The sequence below is a fragment of the Rubeoparvulum massiliense genome (assembly GCF_001049895.1).
In the GTDB taxonomy this organism is placed as follows: Bacteria; Bacillota; Bacilli; order Rubeoparvulales; family Rubeoparvulaceae; genus Rubeoparvulum; species Rubeoparvulum massiliense.
This window is the reverse complement of sequence record NZ_CVPE01000006.1, coordinates 587,229-606,097: the sequence shown is the minus strand read 5'-3', so window position 1 is coordinate 606,097 and position 18,869 is coordinate 587,229. Positions and strand designations below refer to the sequence as shown.

Genomic DNA, 18,869 nt, shown 5'->3' with positions numbered 1-18,869 from the left:
TGACCTTGGGTTTGTATCGTAACTATGAGGAATTGAAACTTGTTTGCTAGATTCTTTTCTTCAACCTGGATGCCACCGTTTGTATCGTAACTATGAGGAATTGAAACGAGAGCCTTCTTGCTAGGGTACCAGACGAGTACGAAGTTTGTATCGTAACTATGAGGAATTGAAATTTGACCCTGTAGATGCGATTATAGACGTGCATAAGGGTTTGTATCGTAACTATGAGGAATTGAAACCAACAGTGGCTGCGTGTTTCATAAAGGTTTTATAATCGTTTGTATCGTAACTATGAGGAATTGAAACAAATGACGGATGTATAGCGGAAAGCAGGATCTAACTGTTTGTATCGTAACTATGAGGAATTGAAACTAGAAAACCGATGGACGTATGCCATGCTTTTTCCAGGTTTGTATCGTAACTATGAGGAATTGAAACGAATCAAAATTTGAGAACGACCCTTTAATGCGGTATAGTTTGTATCGTAACTATGAGGAATTGAAACCAAGAGGATTGAGAAATCCAAATCCATTTTGTTGGTAGTTTGTATCGTAACTATGAGGAATTGAAAATGTATTGGTCTTAAGACATGAAAAAATATGTTAATGATTAGTTTTGTGTTCAAAGCGTTGGTGATTGGCTGGATTTCAATCATACAATTGCGTAGTAAATATCAGCGATAAGTACTTCTTATTGTATGTACTCATATTCGCTACTTGGGCTTATAATAAGTTAAGCTGGTAAGGTCTTTGGCTGAGCCATTATATACAAACATAGATTGATCTTGAATCTTACCTTTATTTTCTGAAAGTCTTCTCGAGGATGCTTCCTAATACACTAAGAAAATGGTGTAAAATAAATGATATTCAATGACATGAGGGATTAACACTGCCCGCGAAAGAATTAAATAGGCTAGAAGAGTAAAGTGGACAGCATTGAAGACAGAATTATAATTTTTGATTGCTTTGCCATGAATGTCGAGATGTGTTATTAGATGTAAAATCTGTACTTGATTATAGCTCTTTATCAGTGGGAGTATGAAGTTTCAAGATGGTGATAGTTGATCTATAACTTAAGTAGTGCTCCATTGTTGTAATCCTTTGAGTTTGTTATATACAGAAATTATTATTATTCTAATATCAACCGTTTTGACTATAAAACAAGCGCTTGTAAACTGAATGATCAAAATAATCAGAATATAATTATAGGAAAATAGTAACGAGAAATATAAAGGAAATTGACGTTTTATATCGAATTTGAAATATAGGTGGTTTTTGGTTCATATGGATACATCGTGGTAGTATCTCTTTTATACAATCGAGTCAAAAGTATTTGATTTTAGAAAGTGAGTTCGGTATACAGCTTACGACAGAATAAAAAATACTGTAATAGAGAGGAGTAATTGTTATGACAGAACAGGAGAATAAAAACGTGTTTAAGAGAATCATGGATAATTATAGTTTTATGAATAAAATGATGATACAAGAGATGGAGATTGCTTCTAAACATGGTGGCTTAACAGGAAATTACCGTGAAGAAATGTGGATGAATTTTTTCAAAAGTATTATTCCAAAAAAATATTCGTTGGCTCAAGGTGTGATGATTATTGATTCAGAGGGTCAAGTGTCTAAGGAGGTTGATATTGCAGTATTTGATGAGCAGTATACCCCATATGTATTCCAATACAATACATTAAAGTTTATTCCAATTGAAGCAGTTGCTATTGTAATCGAATGCAAAAGTAATAGTATGCCAATAGAAGAACTCAAAGATTGGGTAGACAGCATAGATGAATTAATTCCAAAACGTTCAGGAATTACACGTATGGTGAATGGATATGTATCTGGATTGACAAATCAATCACAAGTAAAAACAAGACCAATTAGAATATTGGCCACATTAAGATCTAACGTAGGAGAGCAGTCTTTAGAAAAATTGGTCAAACATTTCGATATTATTCTTACTGAAAGGGAAAGTAAACGCTTTGAAGTGAAAATACCCTATGAGAATCGATCGTTGGCGTGGTGGGGACATGAATTAAATGGTGTGGAAGGATTAGAAGATAAATTAAAACTACAATTTTTTTCTGAAAGAAAAATCGATGACTTTAAAGATGATAATGAACGTTTAGAATATGAGAAGGGTTTAGAATCTAAGAAACGTTTGGCAAAAGTAACTCCTGAATTAAAATTTGACGAAAATTTATATTTAACGAACACACTTAGCGATTTGAAGGTAGACAACAATCCATTATTATCATTGAACTTTCAACTAAATCAATTATTGATGTTAATTAATAATCCTATGCTATTTCCACACTTCGCATATGCACGTAAATTCAGGGAGATCAGTAGGGAAGAAGAGGAGGGGAAAAATGCTAAATAGGGAGGATGAATTCTATTGATAAAAAATACCATGTGATAATAAAGTTGATCGGCGTGATGTAGGTCACAAAAGGGTTATTAGAAAATGATAATAGGACGTGGATGCATATGGAAGAATTAAAAGTGACATTTCAAATCATTACACCCATGTTTTTATCGGGTGCTGATCAAGAAAAAGCAGAATTTCGTCTCGCTTCATTAAAGGGTGCCCTTCGTTATTGGTATCGATCTATTGATCCTTCGTATAATCATCCGGTTTCATCGAGCAGTAGCATATCTAAGGAGAGCTGGATTTTTGGTGGGGCAAAGCAGGGGGAAGGACAATCTCGATTTTTAATGCGGATGGAATCACACCATCAGATGAATGTAGTATCTAATAAGCAAGATAACTCTAAATATCATAAACCAACGTATTTTGCTTTTTTTTTGAAAACTAAAGTTGAGACTGCTCCTATGAAAAAAGATTATGTTCCTCGACTATGTTTAGTACCTAATCGTACTGTTACTGTATATTTTTTCAGGCGTACCTCTAATAAAGTATGTGACCCAATAGAAGAATGGAAGGCTTTACTCTCTAGCATCTGGTTATTAGGACACTTAGGTGGGCTAGGTTCGCGTTCTCGTCGTGGGTTCGGTACATTAGCATTAAAGTCATGGGGTTTTACTAACGATTCATCCGCTAACCAATTATTAAAACAGTTACCAATTGCTAATAATGAGAGTTCAATAAAGGCATGGAAGAATCACTTTTTGGCATCATTAAATTCGATTAAATCATGGTTTGGGGAATGGCAAGATATATGTGAGCATTCTATTATTAATCATAAAACATCTTTTTATTGTAGAGAACAAAAATATAATAGCTGGAACGAAGCATTAGATGATGTAGCTAAAGTAATCCAAGATTTTCGTAAAAAAAATAAAGATCATAGATTTGCATTAGGAATGCCGTTAAAAATTAAAGAAAAAATGAAAAAGTCAAAGTCATCAAAGCCTAAAGAAATAGTATATACTCCCTTTGATGGCGAGCGCTATGCTTCCCCAGTCTGGATTCGTATCATTGAGATAAAAGGAAAGTATTATCCCTTCATTGCTGTCTTAACACCACCCAAAAAAATAGCTATTGCAGAACAGGAGGAAGGCAAAAAAGAGACTAAGACTATGTTTAAGCACGATTTTAGCATGCACGATGCACTGAATAAGTTTTGCATTTATTTAAATGATTATGGAGATAAGGGGTGGAAAAGGTGTGAGTAAAAAAATATTGCATTTTTCGATTGGCCCTGTACAAGACTTTATTACACAATCGCGAAAGACTAGAGATCTATTAGCGAGCTCTTTTCTGCTCTCTTTTTTGTCAGGCCACGCGATGGTGAGTATCATCCAGAATGGTGGTCGCATTATTTTCCCTTATGTTCAGGGAGAGAATGAACATAATATTGAAACTTCGATTAATGATCCTTTGCTTTTAGCAATTTATCAAACTAAGACGAAAAAAAGCATCGAGAAAGGTCCCCATATCGGTTCACTCCCAAATCGATTCAAGGCAGAAGTTCCAATTGATTTTGATCCTAAGGTTCATTGTGTACGTGCAGTAAAACAAGCATGGAAGAGGGTGGCAGACGCTGTATGGGATCACTTTATAGCGGAAGTGGCGCCACAAGGAAAAAACACAAAAGAAATTTGGAATCGGCAAATCGGAAGCTATGAAATGGATGACTCCCCCTTCTATTGGGACATAAGTTGGGTGATAGGAGAACAGAATTATTTGCTAAATCGCCGCAAAAATTGGCGAAGCTATATACCAACCGAAGAGCCAGGCGATAAGTGCATGCTCTTTGGTAATATGCAAGAAATATCCGGCTATATACATACAGAAAGAGATCGTAATGGTAGCAAGCAAAAGCAATTTTGGACTTCACTACGCAAATCAACGTCGAAAAGAGATTCAACTACATACGAGTTAAGAGAAGGAGAAAAATTAAGTGCAATCGCTTTAGTGAAACGCTTTTATCCTCTGGTAGCAGAAGAAGCATTAGGTTGGAAATTACCCACTGAAGCAGTTCGCTTTCCATCAACCGCTGATTTAGCTATCCGTCCGTGGCGTGAGGAAGTGTTGAAAACACATAATGATAAGGCAATAGCTTTTATGAAACATGTGATGAAAATTAAGCTTTCAGCTATAGGAATTCATGATGATGAAATCAACAAGTCGTATGATGAAGAACGGCTCGTTTCAGAATTTAAACACTTAGAAGGGCCTTTTTTTTACTCCTCCAACTTAAGCAATGAACGTTTTTGGCAAGAAAAAGGATTCGATGTGGATTCTTGTCAGGTGGAAGAGCTAATCGAATTACTAAGCAATATAGAAAATTCCTATCGAAAACCAAGTCCCTTCTATGCACTCTTAGTCATGGATGGTGATCAATTAGGTAATCTCTTACAGTCGACTAATATGTCTGACCCTGGGCGTTGGGTAAGTCACTCATTGGCAAGTTTCACAAAGGATTTGGAGGGTATTGTTAAGTGCCATGGTGAAACTGTTTATGCAGGTGGTGATGACGTATTAGCTCTTCTGACCCTGGATGGAGCATTATCTGTGGCTAATAACTTACATATGAAGTATAAGGAGGCCTTCCAAGCTCATTCTAGTCATAGTCATAATCAGGCAACGATTTCAGCAGCGATTGTTTATACACATTATAAAGCTCCGCTTCAAGGAGTATTGAAGTATGCTCATTATTTATTAGATGATGTAGCAAAGGATGCGAAAGGAAGGGATAGTTTAGCCATTGGTGTGTGGAAGACAGGTGGTCCTGTTCTTGAGTGGGCAGCCCCATGGCAAATCATTCAAGGTTCAGGGGATGCAACAATTATCGAACAGTTAGCGTTGGAGTTTAAAGGTAAGGGAGAAGATGTTGCATCTAGTAGCTTTCTCTATAAACTACGTGAACATTATGATAGAATTGGCAGATTTTCAGGTAATCCAGAAGAAAACAAAGAGATTTTTCGTAAATTACTCGTTGCAGAATATTTGAAATCAGAATCAAGGGAAAATGAATTCGAAATGAATCATCAAGTTGAGAAGCGGATAGAAACTCTCGTTAATCTTTGTCTCTCTTCGTGGCGGGATCAGGATCACACATTACATTATGCGGAAGGCGATTTTCGTTCGGACGGCGCATTATTAGTTCGCTTTTTGGCCAAGAAAGGAGAAGAGAATTCTTGAAGCAAGAGTATAAACTTTGGACATTCCAAGCATTAGACACTCTTTTCTTTCGTGATGGTACACCCTTTCGTCAAGGTGAAGGGGGGATGGCTCAACCAACAGGATATTTTCCTCCATATATGAGCACGATGCAAGGAGCGATTCGGACAGCTTTAGCGTTGAGGCAGGGGTGGACTCCACAAAAACAAGCGCATTGGCCTGAGAAGCTTGGTACATATGAACATCTAGGGGATCTTAAGTTACGGGGCCCTTATTTACGTTTTAATCAAGAGCGTTTGTTCCCCATTCCGCTGACGCTTATTGGAAAGTATAGTGCTGAAAATAAAAAATGGCAATTGACCCGACTGATTCCTAGTGAAACGTTGGTTGAATGTGATTTAGGAAGTGTGTATCTTCCTGAACCACAAGAACATGTTGAAGGGGCTAAAAACATTGACGGCTGGTTACCTTGGCGAGAGATGGAAAAGTTGTTAGCTGGTAAAAAACCTAGTCTAATTTATGTGACAGATGATTTATGGAACACGGAGCTTCATGTAGGAATTAGGCGCGATCGAAAGACGAGAACGGCGGAAGATCAGCACTTATATACCACCACACATATTCGACCAAAACAAGGGTTGCAGATCGAAGTAGAAGTTGGAGGAATTCCAGAAGCGTGGCATTTACAAGAGACGGATGCTTTACCACTTGGAGGAGAAGGGCGTATGGCTCATGTAAGTGTGTCTCATGTTTCGGAGTCATTCCCAGCGATACCTAAATTAAAGCAAGATCCAGAGTATATCTATTTTACGGTAACATTGATTACTCCCGGTTATTTTGGTAGCAGAGATAATATCTATGACGTGATTCAGAATGGTCCAAGTGAAGTTCCCGGTGAATGTGTCTCCGCTTGCACTGGAAAAATGCAACAAATGGGTGGTTGGGATATGGTTAATCACTGTCCTCGTCCCTTGCTCCCTCTGATTCCAGCTGGTAGTACATGGTTTTTTAAAGCGAAAAAAAATGAGTATTCAAGCATTAAACAATTACATGGTCAGTGTATTGGCGAAATGACAGAATACGGTATGGGACAAATCGTTATTGGAGTTTGGCAAGAAGGAGAGGAAAATCAATGAATGGTCTTATGATTGGCTTATTAGCAGAAACGTCCATCCATGCAGGTAGTGGTCAAACAGCAGGGGTTGTAGATTTACCTGTAGCCCGTGAAGCGGTTACAGATTATCCTGTCATTGTCGGTTCTAGTCTTAAAGGAGCGCTACGTGATAAAGCGGAACAACAGAAAATGGAATCTAAAGATGAAGTTTTTGGTATGCCAGACTTTGCTGGAGCAGTAGCTGTGACAGATGGTCGTCTTCTTTTGCTTCCCGTTCGGTCGTTAACGGGACATTTTCGCTGGGTTACATGTCCATACATACTAAGAAGATGGCAAAGGGATATTCAAATGATGGGTTCCTCCAGTCGTTTTTTCATCCCAGATCCACAGGATGATGAAGCTTATGTAGCAATAGAAGAAGAAAGTTTGTTTTTGGAAGAGTTTTCTTTTCGTGCAATTCAAAAGAAAAGTGAAATACAAGCTATCGCTAGCGAATTGGGAAAATTAATTCAGCACGAATCGGTTAGAGACAATCTAGTACAATCGCTAACGATTGTGCATGATGATATGTTTCGCTATTTTGCCAAATACGGTTTATCGGTTCAGGCTCGTAATCAACTTGATGCGGAAACGAAGGAGAGTAAAAACTTATGGTATGAAGAAACATTACCACCAGATACATTACTTTATACTCTTATCCTTCCACGGTTGAATGAAAAGGAACAGTTGGCACGGATAAAAAAGATGTTTGCACATGATTTATACGTGCGTGTTGGTGGAAATGAGACGATTGGACAAGGTTGGTGTATCACTTCGATTATGGAAGGGGGAAGTGAACATGAAGTCGAATGAATCAAAGTCATCATTGGAACAAGAGCGGTCAAGACATTCGCTTACTAAAATAGAAGAAATCCAAACGAAATATCGTTATTGTGCGAAAGAATATGCCGAATACGTTGAGCGTTTACCTGCAAATATTTTGATGAATGGATTAGGACAAGCATTAGCTCAACTTTTAGCTGCTTCCAAGCGTTCGTCCAAAAATTCGCCTCAAGATTCCAGCACGGAGCAAGAAAAATTGAATAAAGAATCTCCCTATTATTTGTTATATCGTCATTTAGAAGAATGGTTGTGTGAAAAGAATGAGTACTCACCTTATTACCAAACTAAAGAAGAGTATGAAGATGATAAAGAGATAGAACTCTTACAGGCACTCATTCGCCATGATCAACGTCATTATCAATTAGCACAAATCGAAGCATTACAGTGGTTAGAGTGGCATAAAAAATTAGCCATAACATATTTAAAGGCGATGGACCCAGAGGAATCAACGGAGCGTGATTCCCATGAATAATTCGAAGATTCCTTTATATCAGGCTCAAGCAGTGGATGAAATATGTGTTAAAAATACCCCACCTAATCAATGTCATATTGGTTTATGGTTTGATAAGTTTTGTAATAAGTGGAGTATTAATGATAAAGAATGGATTTTAGGAGAACAAAAAATCAAATGGATTGAGACGGTTACTAATTTTTCAATGGAAGGTAATAAGTATGGCAAAGCAGGTTCATCTTCTAAGATTAAAGACACAATTGAGCGAATGAAGAAATTAAGTCTTACCAAAAATGCAAAATACATCCATATGAAAACGATGGGTCGTTTCGTAACTGGATTAGGACTCCCCAATCCGATTGAAAATGGTTTTGTGTGGCATCCTACTTTGGGAATACCTTACTTACCAGCTTCATCGATTAAAGGAGTTGTACGAGCTTGGGCGGAGAATTACACGGAAACTTCTACAGCTAGTATCAATAGAATATTCGGGTTCACAGATCAGTTAACTAGTTCTGTTGGTAGTGTGATCTTCTTTGATGGTTTACCATGTAAACCAGTTTCCTTAGAAGCGGATATTATGACACCGCATTATAATTCTTATTACCAAGATCCATCAAATCCCCCTGTAGATTCAATGTCACCTATTCCTATTCCATTTTTGACAGTTGCTCCAGGAACGACATTTATATTTATAGTAGCTCCTCGTTGTCTAGGGAAGGAGAGTTTAGCAGATATCGATCAAGTTTTAAAATGGATGGTAGATGCATTTCAATATATCGGTGCAGGGGCCAAAACAGCAGTGGGTTATGGACGATTTGAAATAGATAAAAGTCATGATGAATAAGTGATATCAGTTTAACAACAAGAATCAGGAAATTAGTAGAAATGATAATAATGAAGAGAAAAATATAAATTTGCAAGATAACGGAAAATAATATGTATAACAACTTTTTCATAGCCACTTGATAGTTTATTAAGATGTTTAGCGAATATTTTACTTTTTGCAGCCCCTAAATATGGTTCATCCTCATGTCGTCGATCGGGAGTAGCGTAATAAACCCCGGAGATCGACGACATTGTATTTTTTATTGATAGAGTCGTGTACAGCTCGTCGTAGCAAGGGTTAGCACTATTACGGAACTAGTTCTTGGTTGCTTACAATGGAAAATTTGACTATACTCTATCTAAAGAGAATGTTGATTTATTAAGGATTTCATGGGTTTGTATCGTAACTATGAGGAATTGAAACCTCATCGCGGCCACCGCCTTGCAGACGTTCAACCTCGTTTGTATCGTAACTATGAGGAATTGAAACATATACGCGTAGCATACGTTGTGAAACTTGCTGGCCCCCGTTTGTATCGTAACTATGAGGAATTGAAACCGCTGTGATTGTCGCTATCAACGTAGTATGTTCCCTGTTTGTATCGTAACTATGAGGAATTGAAACCTACGATCACCAACTCTAAGCTTACGAATCTTAGATGTTTGTATCGTAACTATGAGGAATTGAAACTATTTCCATCCGCGTCTTTGAGGACTTTTGTATCTGGGTTTGTATCGTAACTATGAGGAATTGAAACTCTGTCCCACTCATATCTGGTAGATTGTGATTGATCTCATCGTTTGTATCGTAACTATGAGGAATTGAAACTCGGTGAGTTGAAGCCAAAAGCTGATTACACAGATAAGTTTGTATCGTAACTATGAGGAATTGAAACTTCCCAAGATAATTTCCCTACCTCTTCGACATTGGCGTTTGTATCGTAACTATGAGGAATTGAAACAGTGATATTTTAGAACTTGCAAATGAAGTGATTAGGAAGTTTGTATCGTAACTATGAGGAATTGAAACTTTTCTGGATAACCAATCATTCTAATGAACTCATATTGCGTTTGTATCGTAACTATGAGGAATTGAAACTGGAATGATGGAGGAAGCTCAGGCTGGCTTTTTTCGGTTTGTATCGTAACTATGAGGAATTGAAACTCGTATCCTATCGAAATCGCTTTGTTGGTATTTAGAAGTTTGTATCGTAACTATGAGGAATTGAAACTCAAGATGGGAATATAAAGAGAAAATATCACCACAGTGTTTGTATCGTAACTATGAGGAATTGAAACGATGCAAATGGCGAGAATGTACGTGTATTCGGTGACAGTTTGTATCGTAACTATGAGGAATTGAAACTTATTCCTTCTGGTGTCGCGTTGGTGTATTTGAAACGTTTGTATCGTAACTATGAGGAATTGAAACGAAAAATGCTTCTGCTTGGTAGGCGTAAAGCTAGTGTTTGTATCGTAACTATGAGGAATTGAAACGTGGATGATCCAGATAGTAAAGGTCAAATACCTGCAAGTTTGTATCGTAACTATGAGGAATTGAAACTAATTTCTCCAATAACGTTGCACTCACTGGAACCGATCAGTTTGTATCGTAACTATGAGGAATTGAAACCACATGAGTCTAAAGATGAATTATACGGTGATATGGAGTTTGTATCGTAACTATGAGGAATTGAAACAACAGGTAGGAGCCATCGAGAAGGGTGTGAGCTTTCACAAGTTTGTATCGTAACTATGAGGAATTGAAACCTACTCGTTAAGAGAGGACCACTTGGTCGACTTGATACACGTTTGTATCGTAACTATGAGGAATTGAAACCACTGGCTGATACACCTGTAACAAAATCAATCACCAGTTTGTATCGTAACTATGAGGAATTGAAACTCGACCCCTGCTTCGGTTGTACTTTGACCTGCAACGTTTGTATCGTAACTACGAGGAATTGAAAGTAAAAATCACATCATTCTATATGTAATCGTATTATTTTTTACAACCACAAATTACCGAATATGTTTAAAAGCATAGAATCAGCAATTAAGTAAACAGAAAATTCAGTACATAACTTAATAAAGACGACATTTGTACAATCTTTCACACAAATTAGGAAGGATTTTCTTGCTACATATCGAACAATATCAATATACAGTTGCTATTTCTTTAGACCTATGAATTAATGTGAAAAAATATGGATGAATTGGATAGTAAGAAAGATGAAAAAGGTAAGATGAGTTAACTCACTGGAGCAAAATAGAAACATACTGAGGATTTTATGAGGAGGAGGTGTGCTCTTGATTCAAACCGTTTATGATCTGGGTTCATATTACTTGTTACATAATTCCTCTGTTCTAACAGGTTTGGCTATCCCACTTCCGGTTTCCCCAAAGAAGGAAGAGTATGTCGTCGTTCTTGACTTTGATACGAACACTAAAAAGTTCAACGTGAAGCCCTATCAATTAACATCCCGCTCATACACAGATTACTTATATCTCGGTTCAGCGGATGGAAGTAATAGTCCGCAATGGTATGGTACAGTCTTGGCTCGGAATCTGGGATACTTATTTAGTCAAACCATTACGAATCTACTGGAAATCTGGGATCAGCATGACCCATCTTATGACGCACTACAGCAAGTTCAACAGCTGTTTTTTGAGGATTTAGGTGTAACAAAAGCCGCAGATAAAAGGTATCAGTATCTTTTAAATCCCTGTCTTTTTGGGTGCGAACGTTCTGAACAAGATAATAAAAAGGCGATTAATGAAGTTGTCAAGCAATTTGAAGTCTATCTGACTGAAGAACACCATATTCCAGCGGGAGATGTTGTAATTTATTCATTGGCCATCAATGGAGAATTGCTCGTTTCACAAGCGGAGTACAAGAGATTGATTCTTCAAGAGAAGAATAGTGTTTTTGCCGAAGAACAACGTGGAATTTGCTCCATAACGAATCAGGAAGATTGGATCACCGGTAATACGACCAAGTTGAAATTTAAATATTATATTACAGATAAAGTGAACTTTGCCTCTAATCTAGAGGAGAAGAACTATACGAAGAATATGGCAATTGGAAAAGATGCATATCAGGCGATTATGGTTGGCGAAGCTTATATCCATCGTTATTTTAATACGAGATTTATTTCACTACCTTGCTATATTATTCCAGAGTTTCTCTTTGATTTTAAGGCTGACGATGTCCCATTTGATGAATTTAGTCAACATATCATGGACTATGTCTATACGGCCCAAACCCTAAAAGTGGCGGAAAAACTAGAGCGTGAAGTTGAGGAGTATCTTCACTATGAAGCTATTGATAACCAGCTATCACTCAATTTTTTATTCTATACAAAAGCACAAGCTTCATTCAAAGTGAATAAATTCATAGCCAATGTTCCCTTGAATCATCTGAAAGCCATAATCCACAAGTTTGAAACGATGAAAGAGGTTGGGGAGCACTCATTTGGGTTAGGCAATTGGAACCTCGGTTTAAATCAACTCTACTATATGATCCCGATGAAAGTTGAGAAGAACGAAAGTGTAGAAAAACGTAAAATCCTCTTGCTCTATGAGAGTTTATTAACCGGTAAAACCTTGTCGTATTCGTGGTTAATTCAACAATTTATCCAGTTAGCAAAAGTGCATCGCTTTGAACAATACGATATGTTTCAGATCAAAAAAGCTCCTGTAGCAACCAATGATCTTTTACTTGTTTATGACATGTTGAAAGCGCAATTATTGCTAAAGATGGTAAGAGAGCTAGAACTTTTAGATAAAGGAGGGGAAGAAGACGTGGATTATGAATTACAAGACGATGTGATCGTCCGTTATATGGAGGAGATGGCCTTTAATCAAGCGCAGAGTGCCCTCTTTCTACTAGGAATGTTAATCGCAAAGGTAGGGGCAGCCCAAGTGACGAAACAGCATGAATCCTCTCCGCTTCCACAGGTTAGTATCAGCAATAAACCCATTCTGAATAAGATTAATTTCCATGGGATGAATCGAGTAAAGTTGCAGATGCTGTCCAACGATGTTTTTGAGAAACTACGCCAATATAAACGGTTAAATGCAACGAATGAGTTAATCTATGCTGAACATAAGCGACTCTTTGATGAAGCTTTGCCTGCTTGGTCACTCTCTGATCGAGAGAATGTCTTCTATCTTTTATCCGGTTATGCATTTGGGACGAAAACCTTACTAAATAAGGGCAAGGTAAAGGGGGAAATAAGTGATGAACAACAGTGATCTTCTTTTTCTCTATGACGCGAAATTAACTAATCCTAATGGTGATGTGGATGATGAAAATCGCCCACGGATGGATTATGAGCGCTCCATTAACTTAGTCAGCGATGTTCGCTTGAAGCGGTATCTCCGTGACTACTATGAGCAGAAAGGGTACCCTATTTTTGTTGGCAAAGTAGATGGTGAGACGGTGAATGCCACCGAACGAATTAAACGGCTATTTGATAATAAAGAGGGGAAGGTAAATCTTAATAAATTGACGCAGGATGAACAAGCTTGGATGTTAGATCAATTAATCGATGTTCGCTTGTTCGGTGCCACCATGCCGATCAAATCCCTTGAGAGTAAAGGAAGTTCCTTGACATTCACAGGACCAGTCCAATTCAACTGGGGTTACTCCTTGAATAAGGTGAATCTCGTTGAATCAGCGAGTATTACTTCTCATTTTGGCTCCGATGATCGGAATGATGGCGGTGCGATCGGTAAGGATTACCGTGTTTACTACTCTTTTTTAGCGTTTCATGGAATTGTAAGCGGTTATCGCGCTCAACATACGCGCCTATCTGAGTCAGATTTACAGGCATTAGACGAAGCGATAGTTAAAGCGATTCCTCTCAATGCGACAAGGAGTAAGGTGGGACAATATCCACGGTTATACTTACGGGTTGAATATACAACACCCGACTTTTTAATCGGCGATTTACGTGACTTGGTGGAATTGGAGACAACTGAAGGATTACGGAGTATTACAGAAGTGAAGTTACATATTGAACCCCTCGTTCAAAAGTTACAAGCACACGAACAAGAGATTAAGACACTTCATGTATGGCAGGATTCCAATTTAAATCTGATAAGCGGTGAGAAAGTTGCTCCATTGAAGGAGCTTTTACCAGATTCACTACAATCCAAGCTTTCCTTTTTACGATAAGGGATGATCACAATGAAACTACTCGTATTTGATTGGATCGGGAAAATGGCCCATTTTCGTAAGCTGGATACCAATTCTTCCTCATTATCATATGCTTTTCCAAGTCGTACAACCATTGCAGGCATGATCGCGGGTGTTCTCGGTTATGAAAAAGAAAGTTACTATGAACTGTTTTCTCCAGATCATTGTCATATCGCTGTATCCATCCAAACACCCATTCGTAAAATGACACAAACCGTTAACTATCTCTTCGTAAAATCAGTAAAATCAGATGTAAATGGTGTCAAAGGACATACACAAATTCCTGTTGAATTTGTGTTACCAGGATTGGGTTATAATCAACTGGTGTATCGGCTTTATTTTTGGCATGAGGATCAAGTCATCTCTGAACGTTTGAAAGACAAATTACTAAAAAAGGCGTCGGTCTATCCACCATACATGGGGATTAGTGAGTTATTGAGTACACTTCAGTTTGTCGAAGAAGTTCCTGCTCAGGTGCAGCAGGCGAAGCAGGAGAAGGTGAGATTTTCTACTGTGATTCCTATTCATGCGATCCAAGCGCGGTCGCTGGAAATCAATCCTTCCTTACGATTTGTTAAGGAATGGATGACACGATCCTTTAATCAAGAGCGCGCGATTGTTGAAACGGAACGCTATTTAATGGAAGTGGAGAATCGAATCACAGTGGTACCAACAATACCTTACTATACGGTGAAATATACCGATCAATCGGTGGATAATTTGATCATGATGTAAAAAGCAGCGGCAGATTTGCCGCTGCTTTTATGGAGGAGCGTGATCGTTCATGTATCTGTCCCATAATGATCCTGAAAAGGAGCTTCGTATTCATCTACAAGAAGTGTTTGATCAGACTCATTTAGTCTATAAAAACCTTCCTGTAAGTCTACCCTATCGTTCTGAACTCGAATTGATTAGTCGAGTGGCTGCACTAACTCATGATTTCGGGAAGTACACATCATATTTTCAAACCTATTTAAGCGAACAAGAAGACCAAAATAAGCTTCAACATCATTCATTTATTTCTGCCCTGTTTGGTGCGTTTATCCTATCTCGTTTACTACAAAATGAAAAAACGAAACTACCTTATGCTCCGCTATTGGTCTATGTTGTGATCTTACATCATCATGGGAATTTGCGAATCGTTGGCGATGATGTAGTTTCGAAGCGTTCGATTTTAGATGATGATGTCACAGCTATATTAAAGCCACGAGTACGGATTTTAGAAGCACAAATCGAAGATCTTCAAGTGCATAGCCAGGTGATTCTTGATGATTATCAAGGACTGCTAGCATTGTTAGGAATTGAGAGTAAGACGATTCTACAGGAATTTGCTGAGGATTGGGTAGCAGTGATGGATGAATTGAACAGAGAACACTATCTACTGAAGAAGGGTGCTAAAAAAGGCGATCCCATCATTCAAGATAGTTACTATTATCTGCTACTGCTCTACTCCATTTTATTGCAGGCGGATAAATATTCAGCTGCCAATATCCCCTTACCAGCACGCTTAGAGATCCCAGCTACATTGGTGGATGAATATCGCGAGCATACCTTTGATACAGCAATACGAGTAGGGACGAATGGCTGGAGAAATCGTATCTATGATACGGTGATGAAGAAGCTCGAAGCACAGCCATCTCTGCTTGATTCTCATGATCTTTTTACGTTGACTGCTCCAACAGGTTCAGGAAAAACCTTCCTTTCCCTTGCGGTTGCTTGTAAATGGCGGAATGAGTTGCAAGCGAAATATGGTTATCTTCCACGGATCATCTATGCGCTACCGTTCACTAGTATCATCGACCAGAATGAACAAGAAATTATCAAGTTGTTAGAGCAATTACATGACTTTGAAGCCAATCGTCATCGCTATGTGATGAAGCATCACCATCTGTCAACGATTCAGTATCGACAAGAGCATGAAGATTTACCTTTAAATCAAGCCTTTCTCTTAACAGAAAGTTGGGAGTCGGAAATGATTATCACAACATTTATCCAACTTTTCTATACATTGATTGGTTATGAAAATAAGGTATTAAAGAAATTTCATCAGATTGCAGGTAGTATTGTGATCTTAGATGAGATTCAGAATATTCCTGTTGAATATTGGCCATTATTACGTAGTGTTCTTTCACAAATGGGTCGATTATTTGGCTGTAAATTCATTTTGTTGACAGCGACACAACCTTTGATCTTCGAAACAGGAGAGACCGTAGAACTACTTGAAGATGATCAGGTTGCAGCTATTGACTTTTTTCAAGAAGTCGAACGGGTTTCGCTTACATTGGTTACAGATGATGTCCATCCCTATTATGAGGTGGATGAATGGGTTCAATTATTGATGGACCAGTTTCAAGATGGAAAGAATTACTTAGCCATCTTCAATACAATTGCCAGTTCCATTCAAGTGTATAACAAATTGAAAAGCTGGTTAGATGAGCGAGATTACCAAGTCTATTATCTATCTACCAATATCATCCCGTTAGAGAGAAAGAAGCGGATCCAACAGATTAACGATGCATTGAAAAAAAGGGAGGAGAAATCCACGAAGGTGATGGTGATTTCCACGCAAGTGGTGGAAGCAGGGGTGGATTTCGATTTTGATATCGTGTATCGCGACCTAGGTCCCATTGATTCGATTATTCAAGCAGCGGGTCGTTGTAATCGACATGGGAAGCTGAATCGCCAGGGCGAACTTGGCGAGGTTCGAGTCACTCCTATTGCGAGAAATGGTAAACTAGAGTCAATTTTGGTTTATCGGGGTATCCATACCCATATTGCAAAATCCATCTTACCTACGGATACGGTTTCTGAGCACCAGTTCATTCAGCTTATTCAGCAGTATTATACACAATTACGTTTGCAGAAGCAGAGTGATGATTCAGCAGAGATTTTAGATGCGATGTTACATTTGCGTTTTCATCAGCAGGATAAGACAAGTCAGTCACTGGTGTCGGATTTTTGCCTCATCCCTGAAAACACCATGATGGTGGACACATTTGTGGAGGTCGATGAAGAAGCAAAAATAATCTGGCAAAGGTATCTGACGGACGTTATCTATGAAACCGATTATAAAAAGCGTTTTATGAATCGGATTCAAATTAAAAATCGTTTACGCCAATATGTGATCTCTGTTCCACTTCGTCTTGTTCGCAATCTTGTCGATGATGAGTTTTCACGGACGAGAATGATTCATCTTCGGCATGATTATCTTGACCAATACTATCAGGCTGATGTGGGGATTATTCGAAGTCAAGAGGATGTGGGAGCATGGGCATTATGATGGACGTATCGGGAACGGATATCTGGTATTACTTTATTTGTCCCAGGGAAGTGTGGCTCTTGAAGCATCAAATCGCATCCGATCAAGAGGATGAGAATGTGGAGATCGGTCGTTTTCTTGCTGAACATCGCTACCAGCGGAATAAAAAGGAGATTTTAATCGGAAATATTAAGGTAGATCGTCTTCGCAAAGAAGGAGAGACATTATATATCGGTGAGGTGAAGAAGTCATCACGCTATAAAAAGAGTGCGTATTATCAATTATTCCATTACATTGATACATTAAAGAAGATGGGGGTCGAAGCCAAGGGTGAGTTACTCTTTCCACAAGAGAAAAAGGTTGAAAGAGTGGAATGGAATGAAGAAGATAAACGTGTATTAGAGGAAGCGATCCAAAATATTTTAAAGATATTTTATTTACCGACACCACCCCCAGCAAAGAAGATCAGTTTTTGCCGTCAATGTGCCTACCGTGAATACTGTTATGCGGAGGAAGTGGAATCATGAAAAAAACCTTATATTTTTTCAATAATGGTGAGTTGGTCCGTCAAGATAACACCATTCGATTTGAAACCAACGAAGGCAAGCGTGTTCTTCCGATTGAGGATATCAATGATATCTATATTTTTGGTGAAGTAAATATGACCAAGAAGTTTTTAGAATTGATGTCACAAAAGGAGGTTTGCATCCACTTTTATAATTATTATGGTTATTATACGGGGACTTTTTACCCCCGAGAACATTTGAATTCAGGTCATGTGATATTGAAACAGGCAGAGACCTATTTGGATGATCAAAGACGCTTACACTTGGCACGAAAGTTTGTTGAAGGTTCGATCATTCAGATGACCCAGGTATTAAAATATTATCAAAGTCGGGTAAAGCAGGATCGGGAGCAGGTTAAAGAGACGATTCAGTCTTTACAATCGATTCAGGAGCGCTTAAAAGAATGGGATACCATCAATGATCTGATGGCCTTAGAAGGGAATGCACGGGAATCCTATTATGCAATGTTTGATCCGATTTTGAATTTTAATCCGGATTTTATATTTGAAAAACGTTCTAGACGTCCTCCTTTAAATCGCTTAAATGCAATGATCAGCTTTGGAAATTCCATATGCTATACTATTGTGCTAAGCGAAATCTATAAGACCTATTTAGATCCACGAATTGGTTTTCTCCATGCGACCAACTTTCGTCGCTTCTCATTAAATTTAGATGTGGCAGAGATTTTTAAACCATTGCTAGTAGATCGCCTTATCTTTACATTAATTAATAAGCGAATGCTAACGAAGAAGGACTTTGACGGGCATTTAGAAGGGATCATTTTGTCAGAGAGCGGTCGCCGGAAGTTCATTCAGGAATTTGATCAGAGATTGAAAACAACAATTCAACATCGTCAGCTTGGAAGAGCAATTTCCTATCGTCGGTTAATTCGACTGGAGTTGTATAAGGTTCAGAAGCAAATTCTAGGTGAAAAAGAGTATCAGCCCTATTCTTCACGATGGTAGGAGGGGAGA

At 38.2% G+C, this 18,869-nt stretch carries 13 protein-coding genes and 2 CRISPR repeat arrays (1 of these 15 only partly in view); all 13 genes read left to right on the top strand.

The annotated features are described in order from the left end of the window. A CRISPR array of direct repeats spans positions 1–572; the repeat unit is 30 nt; unit sequence GTTTGTATCGTAACTATGAGGAATTGAAAC (it extends 862 nt beyond the left edge of the window). 835 nt (positions 573–1,407) lie between these two features. The 13 genes from BN1691_RS10660 (at position 1,408) to cas1b (ending at position 18,860) form a co-directional block, all read left to right on the top strand. Continuing rightward, the gene (locus BN1691_RS10660; protein WP_048602207.1) at positions 1,408–2,385 is read left to right on the top strand and encodes a DUF6602 domain-containing protein; all 978 of its coding nucleotides are present in this window, start codon (positions 1,408–1,410) and stop codon (positions 2,383–2,385) included. A gap of 107 nt (positions 2,386–2,492) precedes the next feature. Next, positions 2,493–3,641, top strand: coding sequence for a type III-B CRISPR module RAMP protein Cmr1 (gene cmr1, locus BN1691_RS10655; protein WP_048602206.1), 1,149 nt, complete (start codon positions 2,493–2,495; stop codon positions 3,639–3,641). Continuing rightward, entirely contained in the window at positions 3,634–5,613 is a 1,980-nt protein-coding gene (gene cas10 / locus BN1691_RS10650; RefSeq protein ID WP_048602205.1) for a type III-B CRISPR-associated protein Cas10/Cmr2, read from the top strand. Before cmr1 ends, cas10 begins: the two co-directional genes overlap by 8 nt. Further along, positions 5,508–6,728, top strand: coding sequence for a type III-B CRISPR module-associated protein Cmr3 (gene cmr3, locus BN1691_RS10645; RefSeq protein WP_231638390.1), 1,221 nt, complete (start codon positions 5,508–5,510; stop codon positions 6,726–6,728). Before cas10 ends, cmr3 begins: the two co-directional genes overlap by 106 nt. After that, the gene (gene cmr4, locus BN1691_RS10640) at positions 6,725–7,558 is read left to right on the top strand and encodes a type III-B CRISPR module RAMP protein Cmr4 (RefSeq protein WP_048602203.1); all 834 of its coding nucleotides are present in this window, start codon (positions 6,725–6,727) and stop codon (positions 7,556–7,558) included. Before cmr3 ends, cmr4 begins: the two co-directional genes overlap by 4 nt. Further along, entirely contained in the window at positions 7,545–8,060 is a 516-nt protein-coding gene (gene cmr5, locus BN1691_RS10635) for a type III-B CRISPR module-associated protein Cmr5 (RefSeq protein ID WP_048602202.1), read from the top strand. The genes cmr4 and cmr5 overlap by 14 nt, the downstream gene beginning before the upstream one ends. Further along, positions 8,053–8,886, top strand: coding sequence for a type III-B CRISPR module RAMP protein Cmr6 (gene cmr6, locus BN1691_RS10630; protein ID WP_147545840.1), 834 nt, complete (start codon positions 8,053–8,055; stop codon positions 8,884–8,886). Before cmr5 ends, cmr6 begins: the two co-directional genes overlap by 8 nt. 375 nt (positions 8,887–9,261) lie before the next feature. Further along, a CRISPR array of direct repeats spans positions 9,262–10,838; the repeat unit is 30 nt; unit sequence GTTTGTATCGTAACTATGAGGAATTGAAAC. A gap of 339 nt (positions 10,839–11,177) precedes the next feature. Then, on the top strand, positions 11,178–13,124 hold the full coding sequence (gene cas8b, locus BN1691_RS10625; RefSeq protein ID WP_048602200.1) for a type I-B CRISPR-associated protein Cas8b/Csh1: 1,947 nt from the start codon (positions 11,178–11,180) through the stop codon (positions 13,122–13,124). Beyond that, on the top strand, positions 13,111–14,049 hold the full coding sequence (gene cas7b, locus BN1691_RS10620; protein ID WP_048602199.1) for a type I-B CRISPR-associated protein Cas7/Csh2: 939 nt from the start codon (positions 13,111–13,113) through the stop codon (positions 14,047–14,049). Before cas8b ends, cas7b begins: the two co-directional genes overlap by 14 nt. Positions 14,050–14,061: 12 nt before the next feature. Then, positions 14,062–14,805, top strand: coding sequence for a type I-B CRISPR-associated protein Cas5b (cas5b, locus tag BN1691_RS10615; protein WP_048602198.1), 744 nt, complete (start codon positions 14,062–14,064; stop codon positions 14,803–14,805). Between the two features lie 49 nt (positions 14,806–14,854). Then, positions 14,855–17,350, top strand: coding sequence for a CRISPR-associated helicase/endonuclease Cas3 (locus tag BN1691_RS10610; protein WP_048602197.1), 2,496 nt, complete (start codon positions 14,855–14,857; stop codon positions 17,348–17,350). Beyond that, a complete protein-coding gene (gene cas4, locus BN1691_RS10605; RefSeq protein ID WP_048602196.1) occupies positions 17,338–17,856 on the top strand; it encodes a CRISPR-associated protein Cas4 in 519 nt (172 codons plus the stop codon). The genes BN1691_RS10610 and cas4 overlap by 13 nt, the downstream gene beginning before the upstream one ends. After that, positions 17,853–18,860: a type I-B CRISPR-associated endonuclease Cas1b gene (cas1b, locus tag BN1691_RS10600; RefSeq protein WP_048602195.1), complete on the top strand. Its 1,008-nt coding sequence runs from the start codon at positions 17,853–17,855 to the stop codon at positions 18,858–18,860. The genes cas4 and cas1b overlap by 4 nt, the downstream gene beginning before the upstream one ends. Positions 18,861–18,869: the final 9 nt, after the last annotated feature.